The following is a 21,954-nucleotide window of genomic DNA, read 5'->3' as shown; positions in this document are numbered from 1 at the left end:
GGGAATGGTTTACGATTGGTAAAGGGCCATGAATTGCGGCCATGCTTCGGGGTCGGCTGCCGTCTTGTCGCGGCAGAAGGCGTTGCAGAAGCCGAAGCGGCGGCCGTTCAGGGCCAGCGCGTGGGTGACGGGTTTGCCGGAATAGGGGCAGGCGGTGTTTTCGGTGTCGGTCCCTTCGATGGCGCGGGCCGGAAGCGGCTTTGGCCCCGGCCAGTCGCGGCGGGGGTAGTCGCGGCGGTAGAAGTCCTGATCCGCGCCGTCGACCATGCCCATCGCGCGCCAGCGGCGGAAGGAGGGATGGGCGAGGTGGGCCATGACATAGTCCATCGCGGCGGGGGTGACGGGCAGGTTGTAGGTGGCGATGCGGGTGGCGACGGGGGCGAACATGGCGTCCGCCACGGAATAGGCGCCGCAGAGCCACGGGGTGGTGCTGCCGGTTTCGGCGCGTGCCCATGACCAGATGGTGTCGAGGCGGGCGAGGTCGGCAAGGACCGCGTCGGGGGGCGTGCAGTCGGTATAGCTCACGCGCAGGTTCATCGGGCAGTGGGAGCGGAGTGAGGTGAAACCGGCATGCATTTCGGCGGAGACCGCGCGGGCGATGGCGCGGGCCTTGGGGTCGGTGGGCCAGAGGCCGGTGTCGGGGTGGCGGGTCGCCAGTTCCTCGGCAATGGCGATGGTTTCGGGGACGACGGCGCCTTCGGGGGTGCGCATCGTGGGGGCGGTGCGGGCGGGGTGGTATTGGTGCAGAAGGGTCGGCAGTTCGTCGGTGTAGAGCCGTGCCGAATGGGTGCGGACGGGGATGCCGAAGGCGTCGAAGAAGAGCCAGCCGCGCAGGCTCCACGAGCTATAGGCGCGGTCGCCGATGACGAGGTCGTAGGTCATTATGGTCCCCCTTGTTCCGGGTGAGGGTAGGTCAGGACTGTTGCCGCGCCAAATGCCGATTTGTGCGCTGGGGCATCACGAGCGGTGATTGATGGCGACGATATCCCAGCCCGTGGCGTGGCGGTCGAGGCGGGTGACGGAGAGGTTGTCAATGCGGTGGGCGAAGACGTCCACGGGGGCGCAGCCCATGGCGCGTTGGATCTGCGTCAGGATCGCGCCGAAATGGGCGATGACGATGATATCGCGGCCCGGATGGGCGGCGAGGAGGGCGTCGGTCGCTGCCGAGACGCGGGCGGCGGCTTCGTTCCAGCTTTCGCCGTTCGGGGGGCGGTGGTCGCCCGGATCGTCCCAGTAGGCGAAGGACAGTTCGGGGTGGGTGTTGGCGATGGCGTCCCATGCCATGCCGTCCCAATCGCCGAAGTGGAGTTCCCGCAGGCCCGCATGGTGGGGCAGGCGGTGGCGGCCCTGTGCCAGCGCGTCGGCGGTGGCGGTGGCGCGGATCAGGTCGGAGGAGACGAGGAGCGCGTCCTGCGGCAGATGCGCGTTCAGGCGGGCGATGGTTTCGTGATCGGACAGGTCGGCGGGCACGTCGCGCCAGCCCACCATCGTCTTTTCATGCGTCGGCCCGTGACGGACCCACCAGAGCCGCGTCACAGCCATGCGGGGCGGTCCCCCTTCAGCACCATGGGCAGGCCCGCCATCACGCCGATGACAAGGTCGGCCTGCGCGGCAATCTGCTGATTGAGGCGGCCTTGGGCATCGCGGAAGGCGCGGGCGAGCGCGTTTTCGGGAACGATGCCCCAGCCGACCTCGTTCGACACGACGACAACGGGGGCAGGGCAGGCGGCGAGGGCCGCCAGAAGTGCGGCGCTTTCCGCCGCCAGATCGTGGTCGGCCAGCATGTGGTTGGTCAGCCAGAGCGTGGCGCAGTCCAGCAGCACCGCCTCGGACGGGTGGGCGGCGGCGAGGACGGGGGCGAGGTCGAGGGGGGCTTCGACCGTGGTCCACTGCGCGCCGCGGTCGGCGCGGTGGCGGGCGATGCGGTCGCGCATCTCGTCATCCCAGGCCTGCGCCGTGGCGATGTAGCGGCGGGGGCGGCCTGTGCCCGTGACAAGCCTTTCGGCAAGGCCCGACTTGCCGGAGCGCGCGCCCCCCACGACCAGAGAGAGGCGGGGGAGTAATTTTATTTCGTCTGCGGGTGATCCAGCCACGGGTGTGCCTCGTATTCCTATCAAAACGGCAAGAATGCCGCTGCGCGTTATCTGACTGGGGGTTCACCATGGCGCTCGACGGATATACCGACCAAACCATGTCGCGCCAAGCGATGCGGGCCGAATTGCTGGATGCGGAAACGGAATTGCGGCTGGCCTATGCCTGGCGCGACCACCGCGACGAGCAGGCGCTGCACCGGCTTGTCACGGCCTATATGCGGCTGGCGATCAGCATGGCGGCCAAGTTCCGCCGCTATGGCGCGCCGATGAATGACCTGATCCAGGAGGCGTCTCTGGGCCTGATGAAGGCGGCGGACAAGTTCGATCCGGATCGCGGCGTGCGGTTTTCGACCTATGCCGTCTGGTGGATCAAGGCGTCGATCCAGGATTACGTGATGCGCAACTGGTCGATGGTGCGGACGGGGTCCACGTCCAGCCAGAAGGCGCTGTTCTTCAACCTGCGCCGCGTGCAGGCCAAGCTGGAGCGCGAGGCGGCGGCGCGGGGCGAGGTGCTGGACCAGTTCCAGCTCCGCCAGATGGTGGCGACCGAGGTGGGCGTGCCGCTGGCGGATGTGGAGATGATGGAGGGGCGGCTGTCGGGGTCGGACTTCTCGCTCAACGCCGCGCAGTCGTCGGACGAGGACGGGCGCGAGTGGATCGACGCGCTTGAGGATGAGCAGCCGCAGGCGGCCGAGACGGTGGAAGGCGCGCATGACGCGGAGCGGCTGCGGTCGTGGCTGGTCAAGGCGATGCAGTCTCTGAACGCGCGGGAACGCTATATCGTGGCCGAGCGCAAGCTGAAGGACGAGGCGCGGACGCTGGAGTCGCTTGGCGAGGAGCTGGGTCTGTCCAAGGAACGCGTGCGGCAGCTGGAGGCGGCGGCTTTCGCCAAGATGCGCCGCAATCTGGAATCGCAGTCGCGCGAGGTCTACGCGTTGCTGTCGTGATGCGGGCGGCGCTGGCCCTTTGCGCGGCGCTGGCCTGTCCGGCTGGCGCGCGCGAGATCGGGGCAGAGGCGCTGGACAGTCTGCCGCAGGTCGATGTGGTGGTGCTGGGCGAGGTGCATGACAACCCCGCCCACCATGCCCATCAGGCGCGGGCCGTGCGGGCGCTGGACCCCGCCGCGCTGGTCTTCGAGATGTTGCAGCCCGCGCAGGTGGCGGCTTTGCCTGACGATCTGTCGGACGCGGCGGCGGTGGCCGCGGCGACCGATTGGGAGGCGCGGGGATGGCCCGATTTTGCCATGTATCACCCGATCTTTCTGGCCGCGCCGGAGGCGCGCATCTATGCCGGTGATGTGCCGCGATCCGTGGTGCGGATGGCGATCCGCGACGGGGCGGCGGCGGCCTTTGGTGCCGAGGCGGCGCGCTACGGGCTGACCGTGCCTTTCGGGGCCGACATGCAGGCAGCGCAGGAGCAGGCGCTGCTGGCGGCGCATTGCTATGCCATGCCGTCTGACGCGCTGGCGGGCATGGTCGAGGCGCAGCGTCTGCGCGATGCGGTGCTGGCGCAGGCGGCAATGACCGCCCTGCGCGAGACGGGGGGGCCCGTGGCGGTGATCACGGGGGTAGAGCATGCGCGCACCGATATCGGGGTGCCCGCGCTGATCCGGTTGGCGGACCCGTCGGTGACGGTGCTGTCGGTCGGGCAGATGGAGACGGTGCCCGAGGGGCGCCCGCCGCATGACCTGTGGATCGTGACGGATGGGGTGAAGGATCGCGGCGATCCGTGCGAGGGGTTCGGGTCGACGGAGGGGTGAGGCGGGGGTCTTCAGAACGCACGTCGCTGCAAACCCCGCATTAAAACGCGCGGGATAAGGGCTGATGTGCCCAGAGGTGCAACGGTTGGACCGGACCGTGGCCCAAAGCCACGGTCCGCGCACGACCTCCCGGCGCGGCCATGGGCCGCGCGTTCGGCGGGGAAATCGTCCACCGGACGATTTCTGTTCCCGCCTCACCCCCACCGGGACGTGCGCCATGGGCGCCCGCCCCGGCGTGACGCGCGCAGACCTACCGGCGGAGTGTCGAAACGCGCCACTGGCGCCTTTCGACACTCCTTTTCCTGCAGGACAACCCAAAAGCCGGTGACGGTTGAGTTCCGCGCCCCCCCGCCCTACACCTTGGACCCGTAACCTGTGGAGCATCGCCCATGCTGAGTGGCAAGCGCATCCTTCTGATCATCGGCGGTGGCATCGCCGCCTACAAGGCGCTGGAGCTGATCCGGTTGATCCGCAAGGCGGGGGGCGCGGTGACGCCGGTGCTGACCAAGGCGGGGGCGGAATTCGTCACGCCGTTGTCGGTGTCGGCGCTGGCGGGGGAGAGGGTGTACACCGATCTATTCGACCTGACGGACGAGGCCGAGATGGGGCATATCCAGTTGTCCCGCGTGGCGGACCTTCTGGTGGTGGCGCCCGCTACGGCTGACCTGATGGCGAAGATGGCGCAGGGGCGGGCGGATGATCTGGCCTCCACGCTTCTGCTGGCGACGGATACGCCGGTGCTGGTGGCGCCTGCGATGAATGTGCGGATGTGGGACCATCCGGCGACGCGGCGGAATGTGGCGGTGTTGCGCGGCGACGGGGTACGGTTTGTCGGGCCGGACGAGGGCGAGATGGCCTGTGGCGAATACGGGCCGGGGCGGATGGCGGAGCCTGCGGCGATCCTTGGCGCGATTTCGGCGGCGCTGGCGACGGGGCCTCTGGCGGGGAAGCATGTAATCGTGACCTCGGGTCCGACGCATGAGCCGATCGATCCGGTGCGCTATATCGCCAACCGGTCGTCGGGCGCGCAGGGGACGGCGATTGCGGCGGCGCTGCGCGATCTGGGGGCGCGGGTGACCTTTGTGACGGGGCCTGCGGCGGTGCCTGCGCCGGAGGGGGTTCTGGTGGTGCGGGTGGAAACCGCGCGCCAGATGCTGGAGGCGGTCGATGCCGCGCTGCCCGCCGATGCGGCGGTGATGGCGGCGGCGGTGGCGGATTGGCGGGTGGCCAATGAATCCGGCAGCAAGATCAAGAAGGTGGCGGGGGAGGCGGTGCCCGTGCTGGAGTTTGCCGAAAACCCCGACATCCTGAAATCCGTGTCCCAGTCGCTGGACCGTCGGCCACGTCTGGTGGTGGGGTTCGCCGCCGAGACGGATGATGTTCTGGCCCATGCGCAGGCCAAGCGGGCGCGCAAGGGCTGTGACTGGATCGTCGCGAATGACGTGTCGCCCGGCACGGGGATCATGGGCGGGGCCGAGAATGCAGTGACGATCATTTCCGCGGCAGGGGTGGAGGAATGGCCGCGCCTGCCCAAGGACGAGGTGGCGCGGCGGCTGGCGGCGCGGATCGCGGAGGCGCTGGGTTGAGCAAAATTCTTGGAAGAATTTTGCAAAAGTTTTTGAAAACTTTTGCGGTTGCAAGGGGTTGGGCATGACGGTCCTGAAGCTGTTGTGGGAGGACTGGGCGGACCGGTCGCTGGGCCTGCCCGCCTATGAGACGCCCGGATCGGCGGGGGCGGATATCCGTGCAAACCTGCTGCCCGAGGATCGGGACAGCGGGTTCACGCTGGACCCGATGCATCGGACGGTGGTGCCGACGGGGTTGCGGGTGGAAATCCCTGCGGGGTTCGAGATGCAGATACGGCCGCGGTCGGGGCTGGCTCTGAAGCACGGGATCACCCTGCCCAATACGCCCGGCACCATCGACAGCGATTATCGCGGGCCGCTGGGCGTGGCCTTGGTCAATCTTGGGGCGGAGCCTTACACGATCCGGCACGGCGACCGCATCGCGCAGATGGTCGTGGCGCCGGTGATTCAGGTGGTGTTTCAAGAGGTTGACGCGCTGTCCGACACGGCGCGGGGCGCGGGCGGGTTCGGCTCGACGGGGAAGCGATGATCCTTGTCCTGTCCTTGGCGGCGGCGCTCTGGGGGGTCGGGGTGGTGATGAAGACCCCCGTCCGGCTGCGGCTGGGGATGATCCTTGCGCTTTGGGTCGGGGTGGTGGTGTTGCACCTGCTGCTGCCTGCGGGGCATCCGCTGCGCGTGGCGACGGGGGGCGACGCGCGGGGCTGGCTGGCGCTGGGCGTGGTGGCGGGGCTGGTGGCGGGATATCGCGCGCTGGTCGGGCGGCTGCGGATGCGGGCAGCACCCAAGGTGGCAGAGGTGGCGTCGGGGGCCTTTCGTCCGGCGGAGCTGGACCGCTATGCGCGGCATATCATCCTGCGCGAGATCGGCGGGCCGGGGCAGCGGAAGTTGAAGGATTCCAAGGTCTTGGTGATCGGGGCGGGGGGGCTGGGATCGCCCGCGCTGATGTATCTGGCGGGGGCGGGCGTGGGGACGCTGGGCTTTGTCGATGACGATACGGTGGACGGGTCAAATTTGCAGCGGCAGATCATCCATGCGGATGAGCGGATCGGGATGCCCAAGGTTTTCTCGGCCGAGATGGCGCTCAGGGCGATCAATCCTTTCATCGAGCTGCGCCCCTACAAGCGGCGGCTGGACGAGGGGGCGGCGCGGCAGCTCTTTGCGGAGTATGACCTGATCCTTGACGGGACGGACAATTTCGACACGCGCTATATGGTCAACCGTGTGGCGGTGGACACGGGCAAGCCCTTGATTTCCGCGGCGATCACGCAGTGGGAGGGGCAGGTGTCGCTGTTCGATCCGGGCAGCGGCGCGCCGTGCTATGAATGCGTCTTCCCCGTCCGGCCCGCGCCGGGGATGGTGCCGACCTGCGCCGAGGCGGGGGTGGCCGCACCCCTGCCCGGGGTGATCGGGTCGATCATGGCGATGGAGGCGGTCAAGCACATCACCGGAGCGGGCGAGACGTTGAAGGGCCGTCTGATGATCCATGATGCGCTGTTTGCCGAGACGCGGGTGATCGGGGTGAAGCGGCGGGCGGATTGTCCGGTCTGCGGCGCAAGGCCCTGAGAACGCTGGCTTTACGGGGCGGGTTGGCGGCGGGGCGGGTGTCCGGTTCCTGTGCAGGCGGTTGTACCGCAGGCTGTGCATACGCGCGGTGGGGTGAGGCTGCGTTAACCAACCGTCGGGTCGGGGATGGCCGTGCTGCGGGGGCGGTGCAAAACAGTTTGGTCCGTCTCTGGACAGGTCGGGGGTGGCGCACCATAGTCTGCCGCAATGAATTTTAAGCCTCGGGGAGAATGACCGATGAAACTGACCGCATGGGCCACCGGATTGTCGCTTGCGCTGGGATTTGTGGCAGGGGCCGCCGCCGCGCAGGACCTGCCCGATCTGGGGGGCAAGGAGATTGTCGTGGTGACGGAGAATGCCTATCCGCCGCTGCAATTCCTTGACAAGGACGGCAAGGCGATCGGCTGGGAATATGACGCGATGGCCGAGATTGCCAAGCGGCTGAACGCGACGGTGAAATACGAGAACATCTCGTGGGATGCGATGATCCCTGCCGTGTCGGAGGGGCAGTTCGACCTTGGCATGACGGGCATCACCATCAAGGACGAGCGCAAGGAGGCGGTGGATTTCTCCGACCCCTACATGCGGTCCGAGATGCTGATGATCGTGCGGGGGGATGAGGAGCGGTTCACGGATGCGGCGTCCTTTGCGGCGGATCCGGAATTGCTGGTCTCGGCCCAGCCCGGAACGTCGCCCTTCTATGCCGCGGTCTACAACATCCTTGACGGGAACGAGGAAAACCCGCGCGTCGTGAAGTTCGAGACCTTTGGCGCGGGGCTGGAGGCGTTGAAGGCCGGTGACGTGGACCTGACGCTGTCGGATTCCACCGCCGCCAACGGCTATGTCGCGGCGTCGAATGGCGGGTTGAAGATCATCGGCGAGCCGCTGGCGACCGAGGATTTCGGGTTCATCTTCCCCAAGGGGTCGGAGCTGGTGGCGCCGATCAATGCGGCGATTGCCAGCATGAAGGCGGATGGCACGCTGGATGCGCTGAACACCAAGTGGTTCCTTGATTACAAGATGGGCGAATGAGCCTTCGCGCCTTTGACATGGGGGCCCCGGAGGCGATGCCGGGGCCTTTCGCATGACGCCGAACGCGCAGCCGGAAAAGGATTTTCCGTGGTGGCTGGTCCTTGTCGCGGGGATCGGCCTCTGGCTGTTCTACGAGGTGCTGGCGAATGACCAGTACGCGAAGGTTCTTGACACGCTGTCGAAGGGGATTGCCGTCACGGTGATGGTGTCGGTGGTGGCCTATCTGGGGGCCTGCCTTCTGGGCCTTGCGCTGGCGGTGGGGTGCCTGTCGCGGTTCCTGATCCTGCGGCAGCTGTGCCGGTTCTATATCGAGGTGATGCGGGGCATCCCGATCATCGTGCTGCTGCTTTATGTGGCCTTTGTCCTGTCGCCGCTGGTGGTGGCGGGGTGGAATGCGGTGGCGGAGCCTTTGGGGCTGGGCGAGCTCCGGACGCGGGATTTTCCGCTGCTGTGGCGGGCGGTGCTGGCCCTTGTGCTGGCCTATGCGGCCTTTCTGGCCGAGATCTTCCGCGCCGGATTGCAGGCGGTGGACAAGGGGCAGGTGGAGGCGGCGCAGGCGCTGGGCCTGAACGGGTGGCAGCGGTTCCGGCATATCGTCTTTCCGCAGGCGTTCCGGATGATCTTGCCGCCTTTGGGCAATGATTTCGTGGCGATGGTGAAGGATTCCTCGCTGGTGTCGGTGCTGGGCGTGGGGGATGTGGCGCAGTTGGCCAAGGTCACGGCGGCGGGGAATTTCCTGTATTTCGAGACGTATAACGTGGCGGCGCTGATCTATCTGACGATGACGATCGGGTTGAGTCTGGCGATGCGGCGGCTGGAGAAGCGGTTGAAGGCAAGGGCGGAGCGGTAGCGCCTTGGGCTGACGGTGGAGCGGGGGGCCGTCTGCCCCCCGCACCCCCCGAGGATATTTGAGAACGGATGAAGGGGTGGACCTTTTGCGGGGGGGTGCCTAGCTTTCTTGCCAAAGGAGACCCGTGACATGACCAATCCGCTGCTTGCCCCCTGGACCGCGCCTTTCGGGTTGCCGCCTTTTGCGGAGATACGGGACGAGTATTTCGGGCCTGCCTTCGAGGCGGGATTGGCCGAGGCGCGGGCGGCGATTGCGGCGATCGCGGATCAGGCGGAGGCGGCGACCTATGCCAATACCATCGCGGCGCTGGAACTGGCCGAGGGGACGCTGGATCGGGTGTCGGGGGTGTTCTACAACCTTGCGGGGGCCGACAGCACCGAGGCGCGCGAGGCGTTGATGCGGGAGCTGGCGCCGAAGATGAGCGCATTCGCGTCGGAGATCACCAACAACAAGCGGCTGTTCGCGCGGATCGAGGATCTGTGGGCGCGGCGGGACGGGTTGGGGCTGGAGGCGGAGCAGATGCGGGTGCTGACGCTCTATCGCCGTATGTTCGTGCGGTCGGGGGCGGAGCTGGAGGGCGCGGCGGCGGAGCGGCTGACAGAGGTCAAGGCGCGGCTGGCGGTGCTGGGGACGCAGTTTTCGCAGAACCTGCTGGCGGATGAGCGCGAGTGGTTCATGGTGCTGGCCGAGGAGGATCTGGAGGGGTTGCCGGGGTTCGTCGTGGATGCGGCGCGGGCGGCGGGGCGCGAGCGGGGGCAGAACGGGCCGGTGGTGACACTGAGCCGGTCCTTGATCGTGCCGTTTTTGCAGTTTTCCCCGCGGCGGGAGTTGCGGCGGGTCGCCTATGAGGCCTGGGTGGCGCGCGGGGCGAATGGCGGGGCGACGGACAATCGGGGGATCGCGGCGGAGATCCTAAGCTTGCGCGAGGAGCGGGCGAAGCTGCTGGGGTATGGGAGTTTCGCGGCGTTCAAGCTGGAACCCGAGATGGCGAAGACGCCAGAGGCGGTGCGCGATCTGCTGATGCGGGTCTGGGAGCCTGCGAAAAGGAAGGCGCTGGCGGATGCAGCGGTGCTGGAGGGGATGCTGCGGGCGGATGGGGTTGCGGGGCCGCTGGAGCCTTGGGATTGGCGGTATTATTCCGAGAAGCGGCGCATGGCCGAGCATGACCTGGATGAGGCGGCGTTGAAGCCTTACCTGGGGCTTGAGGCGATGCTGGGCGCGATGTTCGGCTGTGCGTCGCGTCTGTTCGGGCTGGAGTTCCGCGAGATTGCGGGGCCGTTCTATCATCCCGACGTGCGGGGGTGGGAGGTTACCCGTGCAGGTAACCATGTGGCGGTGTTCCTTGGCGACTATTTCGCGCGGTCGTCGAAGCGGTCGGGGGCGTGGTGTTCGGCCATGCGGTCGCAGCGCAAGCTGGGCGGGGATCAGCGGCCCATCGTGGTGAATGTGTGCAATTTCGCCAAGGGGGAGCCGAGCCTGCTGTCCTGGGATGATGCGCGGACGCTGTTTCACGAATTCGGCCATGCGCTGCACCAGATGCTGTCGGATGTGACGCACGGGTTCATTTCGGGCACATCCGTGGCGCGGGACTTCGTGGAATTGCCGAGCCAGCTGTATGAGCATTGGCTGGAGGTGCCAGCGGTGCTGGAGGAATATGCGCGGCACTGGCAGACGGGGGAGCCCATGCCTGCGGATATGCGGGCGCGGTTGTTGGCGGCGGGGACCTACGATCAGGGGTTTGCGACGGTGGAATTCGTGGCATCGGCCCTTGTCGATCTGGCGTTCCACGAGGGGGCGGCACCTGCCGATCCGATGGCGGCGCAGGCAGGGGTGCTGGACGGTCTGGGCATGCCCCATGCGATCCGGATGCGGCACGCGACGCCGCATTTCGCGCATGTGTTTTCGGGGGACGGGTATTCGTCGGGCTATTATTCCTACATGTGGTCCGAGGTGATGGATGCCGACGCCTTTGCCGCCTTCGAGGAGGCGGGCGATCCGTTCCATCCCGGGACGGCGGCGTTGTTGGAGAAGCATATCCTGTCGGCGGGCGGGTCGGAGGAGGCGGAGGTCCTTTATACCCGCTTCCGCGGCCGGATGCCGGGGGTGGAGGCGCTGCTGAAGGGGCGGGGGCTTCTGGAGGTGGCGTGATGGCGGACGGGACGGCGCTGCTGGTCATAGACATGCAGCGCGAGATGGAGCGGCGGATCGCGGCGGGGCGGGATTGCGTGAACCCGGATGCGGGGGTGCGGATTGCCGCGCTGGTTGTCGCGTTCCGGCGGGCGGGGTGGCCCGTGGTACATGTGCGCCATGCGTCGGATCAGCCGGGGGCGGCGCTGCATCCGGACAGTCCGTTCCATCCGCCGATGGATTGCGCCGGGGCGGAGGCGGGGGAGGCGGTGTTCGTGAAGGCGGGGTCGTCGGGTTTTGCCGGGACGGGGCTGGAGGCGCATCTGCGGGCGCAGGGGATCGGGGCGCTGGTCGTCGTCGGGGCGGTGGCGGGGTTTTGCGTGAACACCACGGTGCGGGCCGGGTCGGACCTCGGCTTTGCGATGACGGTGGTGCGGGATGCGGTGATCGGGTTCGACCTGCCGGAGGCGGGGTTGCCTGCGCGGGTGATCTTTGACGTGACGATGGCGCATCTGGCGGCGGATTTCGCGCAGGTCGCGGATGGGGCAGAGGTGATGGCGCGGCTGCGCGACGTGGCGTGAGGTCTGGCATCCCCTGCGGGGCGGTGGTTTAGTCGGCGCCGCAAGACGGAGGATGGTATGACGTTCGGGACGAATATCCGCACATGGTGGCAGGGCCGCTGGCACGAGGAGGATGTCGCGGTGATGAAGGCCGCGGATCATGGCATCTGGCAGGGGTCTTCTGTCTTTGACGGGGCGCGGATGTTCGGCGGGGTGGTGCCCGATCTGGCGAAGCATTGCGCGCGGGTGAACGAGAGCGCGCGGGCCTTGATGATCACGCCCACGATGGCAGCGGAGGAGATGGAGGCCGTGATCCGCGAGGGGTTGCGCGCCTATGGGCCGGAGGCGGCGGTCTATATCCGGCCGATGTATTGGGCGATCGACGGGTCCGATCTGGGGATCGCGCCGAAGGAGAATTCGACGGGGTTCGCGATTTCTCTGGAGCAGGTGGCGATGCCTGCGGCGGAGTTCCAGACGACGGTGACGCGGACGCGGTTCCGGCGGCCCGTGCTGGAGGATGCGGTCTGCAATGCCAAGGCGGGGTGTCTGTACCCGAACAACGCGCGGATGCTGGTTGAGGCGAAGGCCAAGGGGTTCGGAAATGCGCTGGTGGCGGATGCGATGGGCAACCTTGCCGAGAGTGCGACGGCGAATGTCTTTCTGGTGAAGGACGGGGTGCTGTTCACGCCGATCCCGAACGGGACGTTTCTGGCAGGCATCACGCGGGCGCGGCATATCGCGAACGCGCGGGCGGCGGGGATCGAGGTGGTGGAGACGGTGCTGACCTTTGACGATGCCCATGCGGCGGACGAGGTGTTCCTGTCGGGCAATTTCGCCAAGGTGACATCGGTGAAGAGCTTTGACGGGACGGAGTATCGCAGTCGTGCGGTGACGGAGCGGATGCGGGGGCTGTATCTGGACTGGGCGGCGTCGCAGCCTGTGTGAGGGCGAATTCTGACGCAGAATTCGCGGCGGAAATTGACGCAATTTCCGCTGGCTGACGTCGGGGACCGTGGCGGGTTTGGGCCATGGTGCAGTTGGTGTGGCCCGAGACGATCGCGGCGCATATTGACGCAATTTCCGCGCCCCACGGTCGGGGACCGGAGTTTGCGTCAAACTCCGGCGCGGTTTTTGCGTCAAAAACCGCTGTTGCGCGGGCATCGCGCGGGCGGCATGATCCGCCCGAACGGGAGAAGAAGATGCGGAAGTTCCTTGTCGTTCTGGACGACACGCGCGAATGCCTGAATGCGATGCGCTTTGCCGCGCTTCGGGCGGCGCATACGGGGGGCGGGGTCACGATCCTGTCGATCATCCCGCCCGAGGAGTATCAGCACTGGATGGGCGTGGCCGATCTGATGCGGGCCGAGGCGCGCGAGCGGATCGAGGCGCATTTCGAGGTCTTTGCCAAGTGGATGCGCGACAAGCAGGGGATCAATCCCGAGCTGGTCATCCGCGAGGGCGATCCTGTGTCGGAAATCCTGTCGCAGGTGAAGGAAGACCCCGAGATCGGGGTTCTGGTCCTTGGCGCGGGGACCGAGAAGTCGGGGCCGGGACCGCTGGTCACGCAGATGAGCCGGAATTCGGGGAACCTGCCCATTCCGATCACCATCGTTCCGGGCGACATGTCCAAGGAACGGCTGGAGAGCATCACCTGATGCTGCGCTGCAGCGAGAATCGGTGACAGGCGCGCGCGGGCGTGGCAGGCTGGCCGTCAGGGAGGACTGTGAAGGAGTCGTGTCATGCGCCTTGTCCCGCCCTATTCCCTTTTCCTGCCGCCGAAGCTGCGCCTGTTGATGCGACGGGCGGCGGACCCGCTGCGCTGTCGGGCGGTGCTGGCGCAGATGTATGGCTATTGGGAGCCCTGATCACTCTTCCCTGAGCGGGGGAAGGGGCGCGGGGGTCAGGGCGGATTCGCGCGGCAGGACCGGCAGGGTGATCGGGGGCGGCGTGCCTTCGAGGCTTTCGAGGAAGGCTGCGATCCTGTCCGTCTCTTCGTCGGAGAGATCGGTGCCGAGCTGCGTGCGGCCCATGATCTGGATGGCGAGGGGGAGCGAGCGGACCGAGCCTTCGGAGAAATAGGGCGAGGTCAGGGTGATGTTTCGCAGGGTTCCGGCGCGGAAGAGGTATTGGGTGCCGTCATCCTCGACCACCGAGAAGCACTGGATGGATTCGGGTTGGCCTTCGGTGCCCGGCGTGCGGATGACGCGGAAGGGGTGATAGCTGTTGCCGCCCAGATTCACGCCCTGATGGCAGGTGGCGCAGCCCTTGTCGATGAAGAGGGCGAGGCCCTCGCGCGCCTGTGGCGAGAGCGCGCTGTCCTCGCCTTTGAGCCATGCGTCGAAGGGGGCGGGGGTGACGAGGGTGGCGATGAAGCTTTCCAGCGCGGTCGTGGCATTTGCGAAGGTGACGGGGTCGGCGTCGTCGGGGAAGGTGCGGGTGAAGGCGTCCACATAGGCGGGCATGGAGGCGAGCGTGGCGACCATGCGTTCGGGCGTGCCGGTGCGTTCGGCGCCGACTTGCAGCAAGCTGTCGCCGGTGGCGGGCAGGTCCTCGGCCCAGCCCTGCCAGAAGCGGGCGCTGTTGAGCGTGGCGTTGAAGATGGTGGGGGCGTTCTGCGGGCCGGTCTGCCAGGCGTGGCCGATGGAGGTGTCGCGGTTGCTGTCGCCCCCCGTGGCGGGGTTGTGGCAGGTGGCGCAGGCGAACTGGCCGGTATCCGAGATGCGGGGGTCGAAGTAGAGCATCCGCCCGAGGTCGACCTGTTCGGGGGTGACGGGGTGGCCTGCGACGGTGTCGATGCGGTCCGGCAGCGGTTCAAAAAGCGTGAGCGCGTGGTCGCGCAGGCTGTCGGCGGCGGCGGGCAGGGCGAGGCAGGCGAGAAGGACTGTGAGGGGCGCGCGCATGGGGAAAGGTTAACGCGGCGCGGCGAGGGGGGGAAGGTGCGCGGTGCAAAACGGAGCAAGTTAGAACGGTTCCAAACTTGACAGCGCGCAGGGCAAGGCGCATATCCGAGAGGAATTGTCGGAGATGCCCCGCGGAGGTGGCGCTATGTTCATCCAGACCGAATCCACCCCTAATCCCGCCACGCTGAAATTCCTGCCGGGGCAGACCGTGCTGGAACTGGGCACGGCGGATTTCCCCAATGCCGAGGCCGCGTCGAAATCGCCGCTGGCGCGGCGCATCTTTGCCACGGGCGGGGTGACGGGCGTGTTCTTCGGGACGGATTTCGTTACCGTGACCAAGGCCGAGGGTGTGGAGTGGGACCATGTGAAGCCCGCGATCCTGGGCGCGATCATGGAGCATTACCAGTCGGGCGCCGCCACGATCGAGGGCGAGGGCGCGGCGGGCGGCCATGCGGAACATACCGGCGAGGATGGCGATATCGTGCGCCAGATCAAGGAATTGCTGGATACGCGCGTGCGGCCGGCGGTGGCGCAGGATGGCGGGGATATCACCTTCCACGGCTTTGACCGCGGGGTGGTCTATCTGCACATGCAGGGCGCCTGTGCGGGCTGTCCGTCCAGCACGCTGACGCTGAAGATGGGGATCGAGAACCTGCTGCGCCATTACATCCCCGAGGTGCTGGAGGTCCGGCCCGTTGCGGCCTGAGCCCTGCATCCTTGCCTTCGACACATCGGCCGCGCATTGCGCGGCCGCTTTGCTGTCGGGCGGGCGGGTGGTGGCCGATGCCTTCGAGCCGATGGAAAAGGGGCAGGCGGAGCGGTTGTTGCCGCTGTGCGCGGAGGTGATGGCGCGGGCCGGTGTTGCGTGGGGCGATCTGGACGCGGTGGCGGTGGGCACGGGGCCGGGGAATTTCACCGGTGTGCGGATCGCGGTGGCGGCCGCGCGGGGGCTGGCGCTGTCGCTGGGGGTGCCCGCGATCGGGGTGACGCGGCTGGAGGCGCTGGCCGAGGGGTTGGCGCGACCGGTGACGGTGATCGAGGATGCCAAGCGCGGCGAGGTCTATGTGCAGCGCTTTGACGCAGGGGGTGCGGGGGTGGCCGGATTGCGCGGGGCGGGTGTGGACCTGCCTGACGGTGCGGTCACGGGGTCTGCGGCGGGGGCGGGGGCGCTGCCGCCCGCGATGCCACTGCACCATGCCATCGCGGTGATCGCGGCGCGGCGGTTCGGGACCGAGCAGCCGCGGCCTGCGCCCTTTTACATGCGCGGGGCGGATGCGGCGCCGCCCAGCGACCCGCCGCCGGTGATCCTGCCGTGACGCCCGCCGCACTGGCAGCGCTGCATGCGCGCTGTTTCACCGTGCCGCGGCCATGGGGAGAGGGCGAGTTTGCGGGGTTTCTGGACGATCCGCTGGCCTTCCTGCTGGTCGAGGGGGATGCGGGGTTCCTGCTGGGGCGCGCGGTTGCGGGCGAGGCGGAGCTTCTGACGCTGGCCGTGGCGCCCGAGGCGCGTCGGCGCGGGCTGGGGCGCAAGCTGGTGGCGCGGTTCGTCTATCAGGCGCGGCTGCGGGGGGCGGAGACGGCCTTTCTGGAAGTGGCCAGCGACAATGCGGCGGCGCGGGCGCTGTATGCGCGTTGCGGTTTCGCCGAATCCGGCCTGCGGCGGGGCTATTATCGCGGGCCGGACGGGGCGGCGGTGGATGCCGTGGTGATGGCGCGCGGGCTGGCTGGTTGAGTGCCGCAGCGTCAAGCGCCGGAAATTTGATCAGAAGTTCAAATGCGGACCGGTCCGCCTGCAAAGAGGTGTTGACCGCGTTTCGGGAATCCGCCCTAAATTGGCGGTGATGCACCCCGCCGGACGGATGGGGTGACGGGAAACCACCAAAAACGAAAACCGGGAGACTGACCCATGACCCTGATGAAGCATTTCCTCGGCGCGGCGGCGACGCTGGCGCTGACCGCGGGTGTTGCCGCGGCCGAACCGGCCATCATTTTCGACCTTGGCGGCAAGTTCGACAAGTCGTTCAACGAGGCGGCCTTCAACGGCGCGGAGCGTTGGGCGCAGGAGACCGGCGGCACCTACAAGGAGCTGGAGATGCAGGACGAGGCCCAGCGCGAGCAGGCGCTGCGCCGTCTGGCCGAGGCGGGCGCGAACCCCGTCGTGATGACCGGCTTTGCCTTTGGCGACGTGCTGAACAAGGTTGCCCCCGATTTCCCGAACACCAAGTTCGCCATCGTGGACATGGTCGTGGACCAGCCGAACGTGAAGTCGGTCGTGTTCAACGAGCATGAGGGGTCTTACCTTGTGGGCATGATGGCGGCGCTGGCGTCGAAGTCGGGCACCGTGGGCTTTATCGGTGGCATGGACATCCCGCTGATCCGCAAGTTCGGCTGCGGCTATGCGCAGGGCGTGAAGGCGGTCAATCCCGATGCGACGGTCGTTCTGAACATGACCGGTACGACGCCGGCCGCGTGGAACGATCCGGTGAAGGGCGCGGAACTGGCCAAGGGCCAGAAGGCGCAGGGCGCGGATGTGATCTATGCCGCGGCGGGCGGCACGGGCGTGGGCGTGCTGCAGGCTGCGGCCGACGAAGGCATCCTGTCGATCGGCGTGGACAGCAACCAGAACTACATGCACCCGGGCAAGGTGCTGACCTCGATGCTCAAGCGCGTGGATAACGCGGTGTATGAGGCGTTCAAGGAAGGCGAGAACCTGACCGCAGGCATCAACGTCATGGGTCTGGCCAATGACGGCGTGGGCTATGCGATGGACGAGAACAACGCCTCGCTCGTGACGGCGGAGATGCAGGCCGCGGTTGATGCGGCGGCGGAAAAGATCAAGTCGGGCGAGCTGGTCGTGCATGACTACATGTCCGACAACACCTGCCCCGCGGCGACGTTCTGAGACGTTCGCGGCAAGACTGAAGGGTGCCGCGCCAAGGAATTGGCGCGGCATCTTTGCAAGATGACCGCCCCGCGCGGAAACGGGACGGCGGACGGACAGGGGAATTTCATGGCGCATGCGGGCTATGCCATCGAGTTGAAGGGCATTTCCAAGGCCTTCGGTCCGGTTCAGGCGAACAAGGACATCCATATCGCCGTGCCCAAGGGCACGATCCACGGGATCATCGGCGAGAATGGTGCGGGCAAGTCGACGCTGATGTCGATCCTGTACGGGTTCTACCGCGCGGATTCGGGCGAGATCTTCATCAACGGCAAGCTGACGACCATCCCCGACAGCCAGAGCGCCATCCGCGCCGGAATCGGGATGGTGTTCCAGCATTTCAAGCTGGTGCAGAATTTCACCGTGCTGGAGAATGTGGTGCTGGGCGCGGAAGAGGGCGCGCTGCTGGCGGGGTCGCTGTCCAAGGCGCGCAAGGTGCTTTCCGATCTGAGCCGCGAATACGAGCTGGACGTGGACCCTGATGCGGTGATCGAGGATCTGTCGGTGGGGCACCAGCAGCGGGTCGAAATCCTCAAGGCGCTGTACCGGCAGGCGGATATCCTGATTCTGGACGAGCCCACCGGCGTGCTGACACCGGCCGAGGCGGACCATCTGTTCCGCATCCTGAAGGGGCTGCGCGATCAGGGAAAGACGGTGGTGCTGATCACGCACAAGCTGCGCGAGATCATGGAGACGACGGATAACGTGTCGGTCATGCGGCGGGGCACGATGGTGGGGACGGTGAAGACGTCCGAGACCAGCCCCGAGGAGCTGGCCGAGCTGATGGTGGGGCGCAAGGTCCTGCTTGAGGTGGAAAAGACGCCCGCCATGGCCGGCAAGACCGTGCTGAAGGTCGAGGACCTGCGCGTGCGCGACGAGCACGGGGTGGAGCGGCTGAAGGGTGTGAGTTTCGAGATCCGCGCGGGCGAGATCCTTGGCATCGCGGGGGTGGCGGGGAACGGGCAGTCCGAATTGCTGGAGGCGCTGGGCGGGATCGCGCGGGCCACGGGGCGGGTGGAGCTGAACGGGGTGGAATTGCCGCTGTCGGGCAAGGGCGCGGACGGGCAGAGCCGCCGCGCGGCGGGCATCGCCCATGTGCCCGAGGACCGGCAGGCGCTGGGCCTGATCATGGATTTCACGGCGTGGGAAAATGTGGCCTTCGGCTATCACAACGCGCCGGAATACCAGAAGAACGGCCTGTTCATGGACAATGATGCGCTGCGGGCGGATACCGAGCGGAAGATGGAACGGTTCGACGTGCGCCCGCCGATCCCGACGCTGGCGGCCAAGAGTTTTTCGGGCGGCAACCAGCAGAAGATCGTGGTGGCGCGCGAGATCGAGCGGAACCCCGATCTGCTGCTGGTGGGTCAGCCGACGCGGGGGGTGGATATCGGGGCGATCGAGTTCATCCACAAGCAGATCGTGGCGCTGCGCGATCAGGGGAAGGCCATTCTGCTGGTTTCGGTCGAGCTGGACGAGATCCGAAGCCTGTCGGACCGGATCGCGGTGATGTTCGACGGGCGGATCATGGGCTTCCGCGATCCCGAGACGACGGATGAGCGGGAGTTGGGTCTGCTGATGGCAGGGATGACCGGCAAGGGGGAGGCCGCCTGATGGAGCGTTTGCCGAAATGGGCGGATGTGGTGCTGGTGCCGCTGATTTCGCTGCTGCTGGCTGCCGTGATCGCCGCCGTGGTGATCGTGGCGATCGGGCAGGACCCGTGGGAGGCCATCACGGTGATGGTGCAGGGGTCGGTGATGAATTCCTACGGCTGGGGCTATACGCTGTATTACGCGACCAGCTTCATGTTCACGGGGCTGGCGGTGACGGTGGCCTTTCATGCCAGCCTGTTCAACATCGGGGGCGAGGGGCAGGCGCAACTGGGCGGGCTGGGCGTCGCGCTGTGCTGTCTGATGATCCCGTGGCCGCATTGGTCGCTGGCGCTGATCGGGGCGACGGTCGCGGCGGCGGCCTTTGGCGCGGCATGGGCGGCGGTGCCGGCCTATCTGCAGGCGCGGCGGGGCAGCCATATCGTCATCACGACGATCATGTTCAACTATATCGCGGCGGCCTTCCTGATCTTCATGCTGGTGGATGTGCTGCGCCCTGACGGGCAGATGGACCCCGCCACGGCGAATTTCCCCGAGACGGTGGCGCTGCCCACGCTGAACGAGATTCCGGTGGTGAACCTGCTGTTCACGTCGAAGGTGCCTGCCAACATCACGCTGTTCATCGCGCTGGGCATGGCGGTGGTGGTGTGGGCGCTGCTGTGGCGCACGCGGCTGGGCTATGCGATCCGCGCCTTCGGCAAGTCGGAGGCGGCGGCGAAATATGCGGGGATTTCGCCCTTTGGCATCATCATGGTGGCGATGCTTATTTCCGGCGGGCTGGCCGGGATGATGGCGATCAACAACGTCATGGGCGAGGCGGGGCGACTGCTCCAGAATTCGGCATCGGGCGCGGGGTTCATCGGGATTGCGGTGGCGCTGATGGGGCGGAACCATCCGGTGGGGGTGGTGCTGGCGGCGCTGCTGTTCGGGTTCCTGTTCCAGGGCGGGGCAGAGTTGGGGCTGTGGACCAAGATTCCCATCGAGATGCGGATCGTGGTGCAGGGGCTGGTGATCCTGTTCACGGGGGCCTTGGACATGATGGTGCGGATGCTGCTGACATGGGTGTTCAACCTGCTGCGGGGCGGGCGTGCGGCGCGGGGGGCGGTCTGATGGATTACGCGACGCTTTTGCAGATACTGGACAGCTCGCTGCGGCTGGCGACGCCGTTGCTGTTTGCCTGTCTGGCGGGGCTTTATTCGGAGCGGGCGGGAATTTTCGACATCGGGCTGGAAGGCAAGATGCTGATGGCGGCGATGGCGTCGGCATCGGTCGCCTTCCTGACGGGGTCGGTCTGGGCGGGATTGTTCGCGGGGATGCTGGCATCGCTGATGCTGGCGGGGATACATGGCATCGCGTCGATCACCTTTCGGGGCAATCAGCTGATTTCGGGCGTGGCGCTGAATTTCGTGGCGTCGGGGATCACGGTTCTGGTGGCGCAGCGGCTGTTCGGGCAGGGGGGGCGGACGCCGCCTCTGGAGGGGGATGCGCGGTTCACGCCGATCATCCTGCCGCTGGCCGAGGAGTTGCGGGGCGTGCCGGTGCTGGGCCCGCTTTATGCCGAGGTGATTTCGGGGCATCCGCTGCTTGTCTATGTGGCGCTGCTGGCGGTGCCGGTGACCTGGTGGGTGCTGTATCGCACGCGGTTCGGGCTGCGGCTGCGGGCGGTGGGGGAAAATCCGGCCGCCGTCGATACGGCGGGGATTTCGGTGAAGGGGCTGCGCTTTGCCGCCGTGGCGATCACGGGCATCCTGTGCGGGCTGGCGGGGGCCTATATGGCGACCGCCTTGCAGGCGGGGTTCGGGCGCGAGATGACGGCGGGGCGGGGCTATATCGCGCTGGCCGCGCTGATCTTTGCCAAGTGGCGGCCGGTGGCGGCGCTGTGGGCGTGCCTGCTGTTCGGGTTCTTCCAGGCGCTGGCGCTGCGGCCTGACGTGGTGGAGGCGGTGGTGCAGGTGAAGGTGCCGGTGCCCTTCCTTGACGCGCTGCCCTACGTGCTGACCGTGCTGGTGCTGGCGGGGTTCGTCGGCAAGGCCATTCCGCCGCGTGCGGGGGGGGAGCCGTATGTCAAGGAACGTTGATGAACTGGCGGCCCTTGTCCGCGCGCGGGCGGGGGATGCGCCGGTGCGGCTGGGCCTGATCCTCGGGTCCGGTCTGGGGCATCTGGCGGGGGCGGTGGAGGGGGTGGCGATCCCCTATGCCGATCTGTCGGGATTTCCCCATGCGGGGGTGTCGGGGCATAATCCCCATCTGGTGATCGGAGAACTGGAAGGCGTGCGCGTCGCCGTCTTTGGCGCGCGGGAGCATTATTACGAAAAGGGCAATCCGGCGGCGATGCGGCCCGCGCTGGAGCTGTTGCGCGCGCTGGGGGGCGAGGCGGTGATTGCCACCAATGCGGCGGGCAGTCTGCGGACGGATATCCGGCCCGGGGATTTGATGCTGCTGTCGGATCACATCAACTTTTCCGGCCTGAACCCGCTGATCGGTGAAGCGACGGATGCGCGGTTCGTGCCGATGGGCGACGCGCATGACCCGGCGCTGCGCGCGTCCCTGCGGGCGAGTGCCGAGGCGGTGGGGGTGGCCCTGCCCGAGGGGGTTTATGCGTGGTATTCGGGGCCGTCCTTCGAGACGCCTGCCGAGATCCGCGCGATCCGGATTCTGGGCGGCGATGCGGTGGGGATGTCCACCGTGCCGGAAGTGATTTTGGCGCGGTTCCTTGGCCTGAAGGTGGCGGCGATTTCCACGATCACCAACATGGCGGCGGGGCTGTCGGACGAGAAGATCAGCCATGAGCATACCAAGGCCATGGCGCCGCTGGGTGCGGCAAAACTGGAACGGGTGCTGCGGCATTTCCTCCGCCATCTCCGATGAGGGCGGCTGTGGTTTGACAACGCGGCCAAAGGGGCGCAACCCTTTGGTCTGACTGCCGCCTTTAC

24 protein-coding genes are annotated in these 21,954 nt (G+C 67.2%); 20 read left to right on the top strand and 4 right to left on the bottom strand.

Going from position 1 to position 21,954, the window contains the following annotated elements; translation table 11 throughout:
• Window positions 1–9: 9 nt before the first annotated feature.
• From GU927_RS18800 to cobU, 3 genes are all read right to left on the bottom strand, one after another.
• Window positions 10–882 (bottom strand): glutathione S-transferase, encoded by an 873-nt coding sequence (locus tag GU927_RS18800; RefSeq protein WP_161763942.1) that lies wholly within the window; start codon window positions 880–882, stop codon window positions 10–12.
• A gap of 75 nt (window positions 883–957) precedes the next feature.
• Entirely contained in the window at window positions 958–1,536 is a 579-nt protein-coding gene (locus GU927_RS18795; protein WP_217765730.1) for a histidine phosphatase family protein, read from the bottom strand.
• The gene (cobU, locus tag GU927_RS18790) at window positions 1,533–2,039 is read right to left on the bottom strand and encodes a bifunctional adenosylcobinamide kinase/adenosylcobinamide-phosphate guanylyltransferase (RefSeq protein WP_232489276.1); all 507 of its coding nucleotides are present in this window, start codon (window positions 2,037–2,039) and stop codon (window positions 1,533–1,535) included. Before cobU ends, GU927_RS18795 begins: the two co-directional genes overlap by 4 nt.
• A 122-nt stretch (window positions 2,040–2,161) precedes the next feature.
• Between cobU and GU927_RS18785 the strand changes: the two genes are divergently transcribed.
• From GU927_RS18785 to GU927_RS20560, 12 genes are all read left to right on the top strand, one after another.
• Window positions 2,162–3,040, top strand: a complete 879-nt coding sequence (locus tag GU927_RS18785) for an RNA polymerase factor sigma-32 (RefSeq protein ID WP_161763940.1) — start codon at window positions 2,162–2,164, stop codon at window positions 3,038–3,040.
• Window positions 3,040–3,852, top strand: a complete 813-nt coding sequence (locus GU927_RS18780) for a ChaN family lipoprotein (protein WP_161763939.1) — start codon at window positions 3,040–3,042, stop codon at window positions 3,850–3,852. Before GU927_RS18785 ends, GU927_RS18780 begins: the two co-directional genes overlap by 1 nt.
• A gap of 389 nt (window positions 3,853–4,241) precedes the next feature.
• Window positions 4,242–5,438, top strand: a complete 1,197-nt coding sequence (coaBC, locus tag GU927_RS18775; protein WP_161763938.1) for a bifunctional phosphopantothenoylcysteine decarboxylase/phosphopantothenate--cysteine ligase CoaBC — start codon at window positions 4,242–4,244, stop codon at window positions 5,436–5,438.
• A 64-nt stretch (window positions 5,439–5,502) separates the two neighbouring features.
• A complete protein-coding gene (dut, locus tag GU927_RS18770) occupies window positions 5,503–5,967 on the top strand; it encodes a dUTP diphosphatase (RefSeq protein WP_161763937.1) in 465 nt (154 codons plus the stop codon).
• The gene (locus GU927_RS18765) at window positions 5,964–7,001 is read left to right on the top strand and encodes a HesA/MoeB/ThiF family protein (RefSeq protein ID WP_161763936.1); all 1,038 of its coding nucleotides are present in this window, start codon (window positions 5,964–5,966) and stop codon (window positions 6,999–7,001) included. The genes dut and GU927_RS18765 overlap by 4 nt, the downstream gene beginning before the upstream one ends.
• Before the next feature lie 237 nt (window positions 7,002–7,238).
• On the top strand, window positions 7,239–8,033 hold the full coding sequence (locus tag GU927_RS18760) for a transporter substrate-binding domain-containing protein (RefSeq protein ID WP_161763935.1): 795 nt from the start codon (window positions 7,239–7,241) through the stop codon (window positions 8,031–8,033).
• 52 nt (window positions 8,034–8,085) lie between these two features.
• On the top strand, window positions 8,086–8,883 hold the full coding sequence (locus GU927_RS18755) for an amino acid ABC transporter permease (protein ID WP_161763934.1): 798 nt from the start codon (window positions 8,086–8,088) through the stop codon (window positions 8,881–8,883).
• Window positions 8,884–9,012: 129 nt separating this feature from the next.
• Window positions 9,013–11,031, top strand: coding sequence for a M3 family metallopeptidase (locus tag GU927_RS18750; protein ID WP_161763933.1), 2,019 nt, complete (start codon window positions 9,013–9,015; stop codon window positions 11,029–11,031).
• Window positions 11,031–11,591 (top strand): isochorismatase family protein, encoded by a 561-nt coding sequence (locus tag GU927_RS18745; protein ID WP_161763932.1) that lies wholly within the window; start codon window positions 11,031–11,033, stop codon window positions 11,589–11,591. The genes GU927_RS18750 and GU927_RS18745 overlap by 1 nt, the downstream gene beginning before the upstream one ends.
• Before the next feature lie 57 nt (window positions 11,592–11,648).
• Window positions 11,649–12,515, top strand: coding sequence for a branched-chain amino acid aminotransferase (locus GU927_RS18740; RefSeq protein ID WP_161763931.1), 867 nt, complete (start codon window positions 11,649–11,651; stop codon window positions 12,513–12,515).
• 254 nt (window positions 12,516–12,769) lie between these two features.
• Window positions 12,770–13,225, top strand: coding sequence for a universal stress protein (locus GU927_RS18735; protein WP_161763930.1), 456 nt, complete (start codon window positions 12,770–12,772; stop codon window positions 13,223–13,225).
• A gap of 84 nt (window positions 13,226–13,309) precedes the next feature.
• The gene (locus tag GU927_RS20560; protein ID WP_269770143.1) at window positions 13,310–13,435 is read left to right on the top strand and encodes a hypothetical protein; all 126 of its coding nucleotides are present in this window, start codon (window positions 13,310–13,312) and stop codon (window positions 13,433–13,435) included.
• Here the strand turns inward: GU927_RS20560 and GU927_RS18730 are convergent, their stop codons facing one another.
• Complete coding sequence (locus GU927_RS18730) at window positions 13,436–14,470, bottom strand: cytochrome-c peroxidase (protein WP_161763929.1); 1,035 nt, start codon at window positions 14,468–14,470, stop codon at window positions 13,436–13,438.
• Window positions 14,471–14,615: 145 nt separating this feature from the next.
• Between GU927_RS18730 and GU927_RS18725 the strand changes: the two genes are divergently transcribed.
• The 8 genes from GU927_RS18725 to GU927_RS18690 all read left to right on the top strand — a co-directional run bounded on the left by GU927_RS18725 (window position 14,616) and on the right by GU927_RS18690 (window position 21,889).
• Window positions 14,616–15,176 (top strand): NifU family protein, encoded by a 561-nt coding sequence (locus GU927_RS18725; protein WP_161763928.1) that lies wholly within the window; start codon window positions 14,616–14,618, stop codon window positions 15,174–15,176.
• On the top strand, window positions 15,166–15,786 hold the full coding sequence (tsaB, locus tag GU927_RS18720) for a tRNA (adenosine(37)-N6)-threonylcarbamoyltransferase complex dimerization subunit type 1 TsaB (protein ID WP_161763927.1): 621 nt from the start codon (window positions 15,166–15,168) through the stop codon (window positions 15,784–15,786). The genes GU927_RS18725 and tsaB overlap by 11 nt, the downstream gene beginning before the upstream one ends.
• The gene (rimI, locus tag GU927_RS18715; RefSeq protein WP_161763926.1) at window positions 15,783–16,202 is read left to right on the top strand and encodes a ribosomal protein S18-alanine N-acetyltransferase; all 420 of its coding nucleotides are present in this window, start codon (window positions 15,783–15,785) and stop codon (window positions 16,200–16,202) included. The genes tsaB and rimI overlap by 4 nt, the downstream gene beginning before the upstream one ends.
• A gap of 174 nt (window positions 16,203–16,376) precedes the next feature.
• Window positions 16,377–17,372, top strand: a complete 996-nt coding sequence (locus GU927_RS18710; RefSeq protein WP_161763925.1) for a BMP family lipoprotein — start codon at window positions 16,377–16,379, stop codon at window positions 17,370–17,372.
• A 108-nt stretch (window positions 17,373–17,480) separates the two neighbouring features.
• The gene (locus GU927_RS18705; RefSeq protein ID WP_161763955.1) at window positions 17,481–19,025 is read left to right on the top strand and encodes an ABC transporter ATP-binding protein; all 1,545 of its coding nucleotides are present in this window, start codon (window positions 17,481–17,483) and stop codon (window positions 19,023–19,025) included.
• Complete coding sequence (locus tag GU927_RS18700) at window positions 19,025–20,131, top strand: ABC transporter permease (RefSeq protein WP_161763924.1); 1,107 nt, start codon at window positions 19,025–19,027, stop codon at window positions 20,129–20,131. Before GU927_RS18705 ends, GU927_RS18700 begins: the two co-directional genes overlap by 1 nt.
• Window positions 20,131–21,099: an ABC transporter permease gene (locus GU927_RS18695; RefSeq protein WP_161763923.1), complete on the top strand. Its 969-nt coding sequence runs from the start codon at window positions 20,131–20,133 to the stop codon at window positions 21,097–21,099. Before GU927_RS18700 ends, GU927_RS18695 begins: the two co-directional genes overlap by 1 nt.
• Window positions 21,083–21,889, top strand: a complete 807-nt coding sequence (locus GU927_RS18690; RefSeq protein WP_161763922.1) for a purine-nucleoside phosphorylase — start codon at window positions 21,083–21,085, stop codon at window positions 21,887–21,889. Before GU927_RS18695 ends, GU927_RS18690 begins: the two co-directional genes overlap by 17 nt.
• Window positions 21,890–21,954 lie beyond the last annotated feature (65 nt).

This window comes from Paragemmobacter amnigenus (assembly GCF_009908265.2).
Lineage (GTDB): Bacteria > Pseudomonadota > Alphaproteobacteria > Rhodobacterales > Rhodobacteraceae > Paragemmobacter > Paragemmobacter amnigenus.
This window is presented reverse-complemented; position numbering and strand designations above follow the sequence as displayed.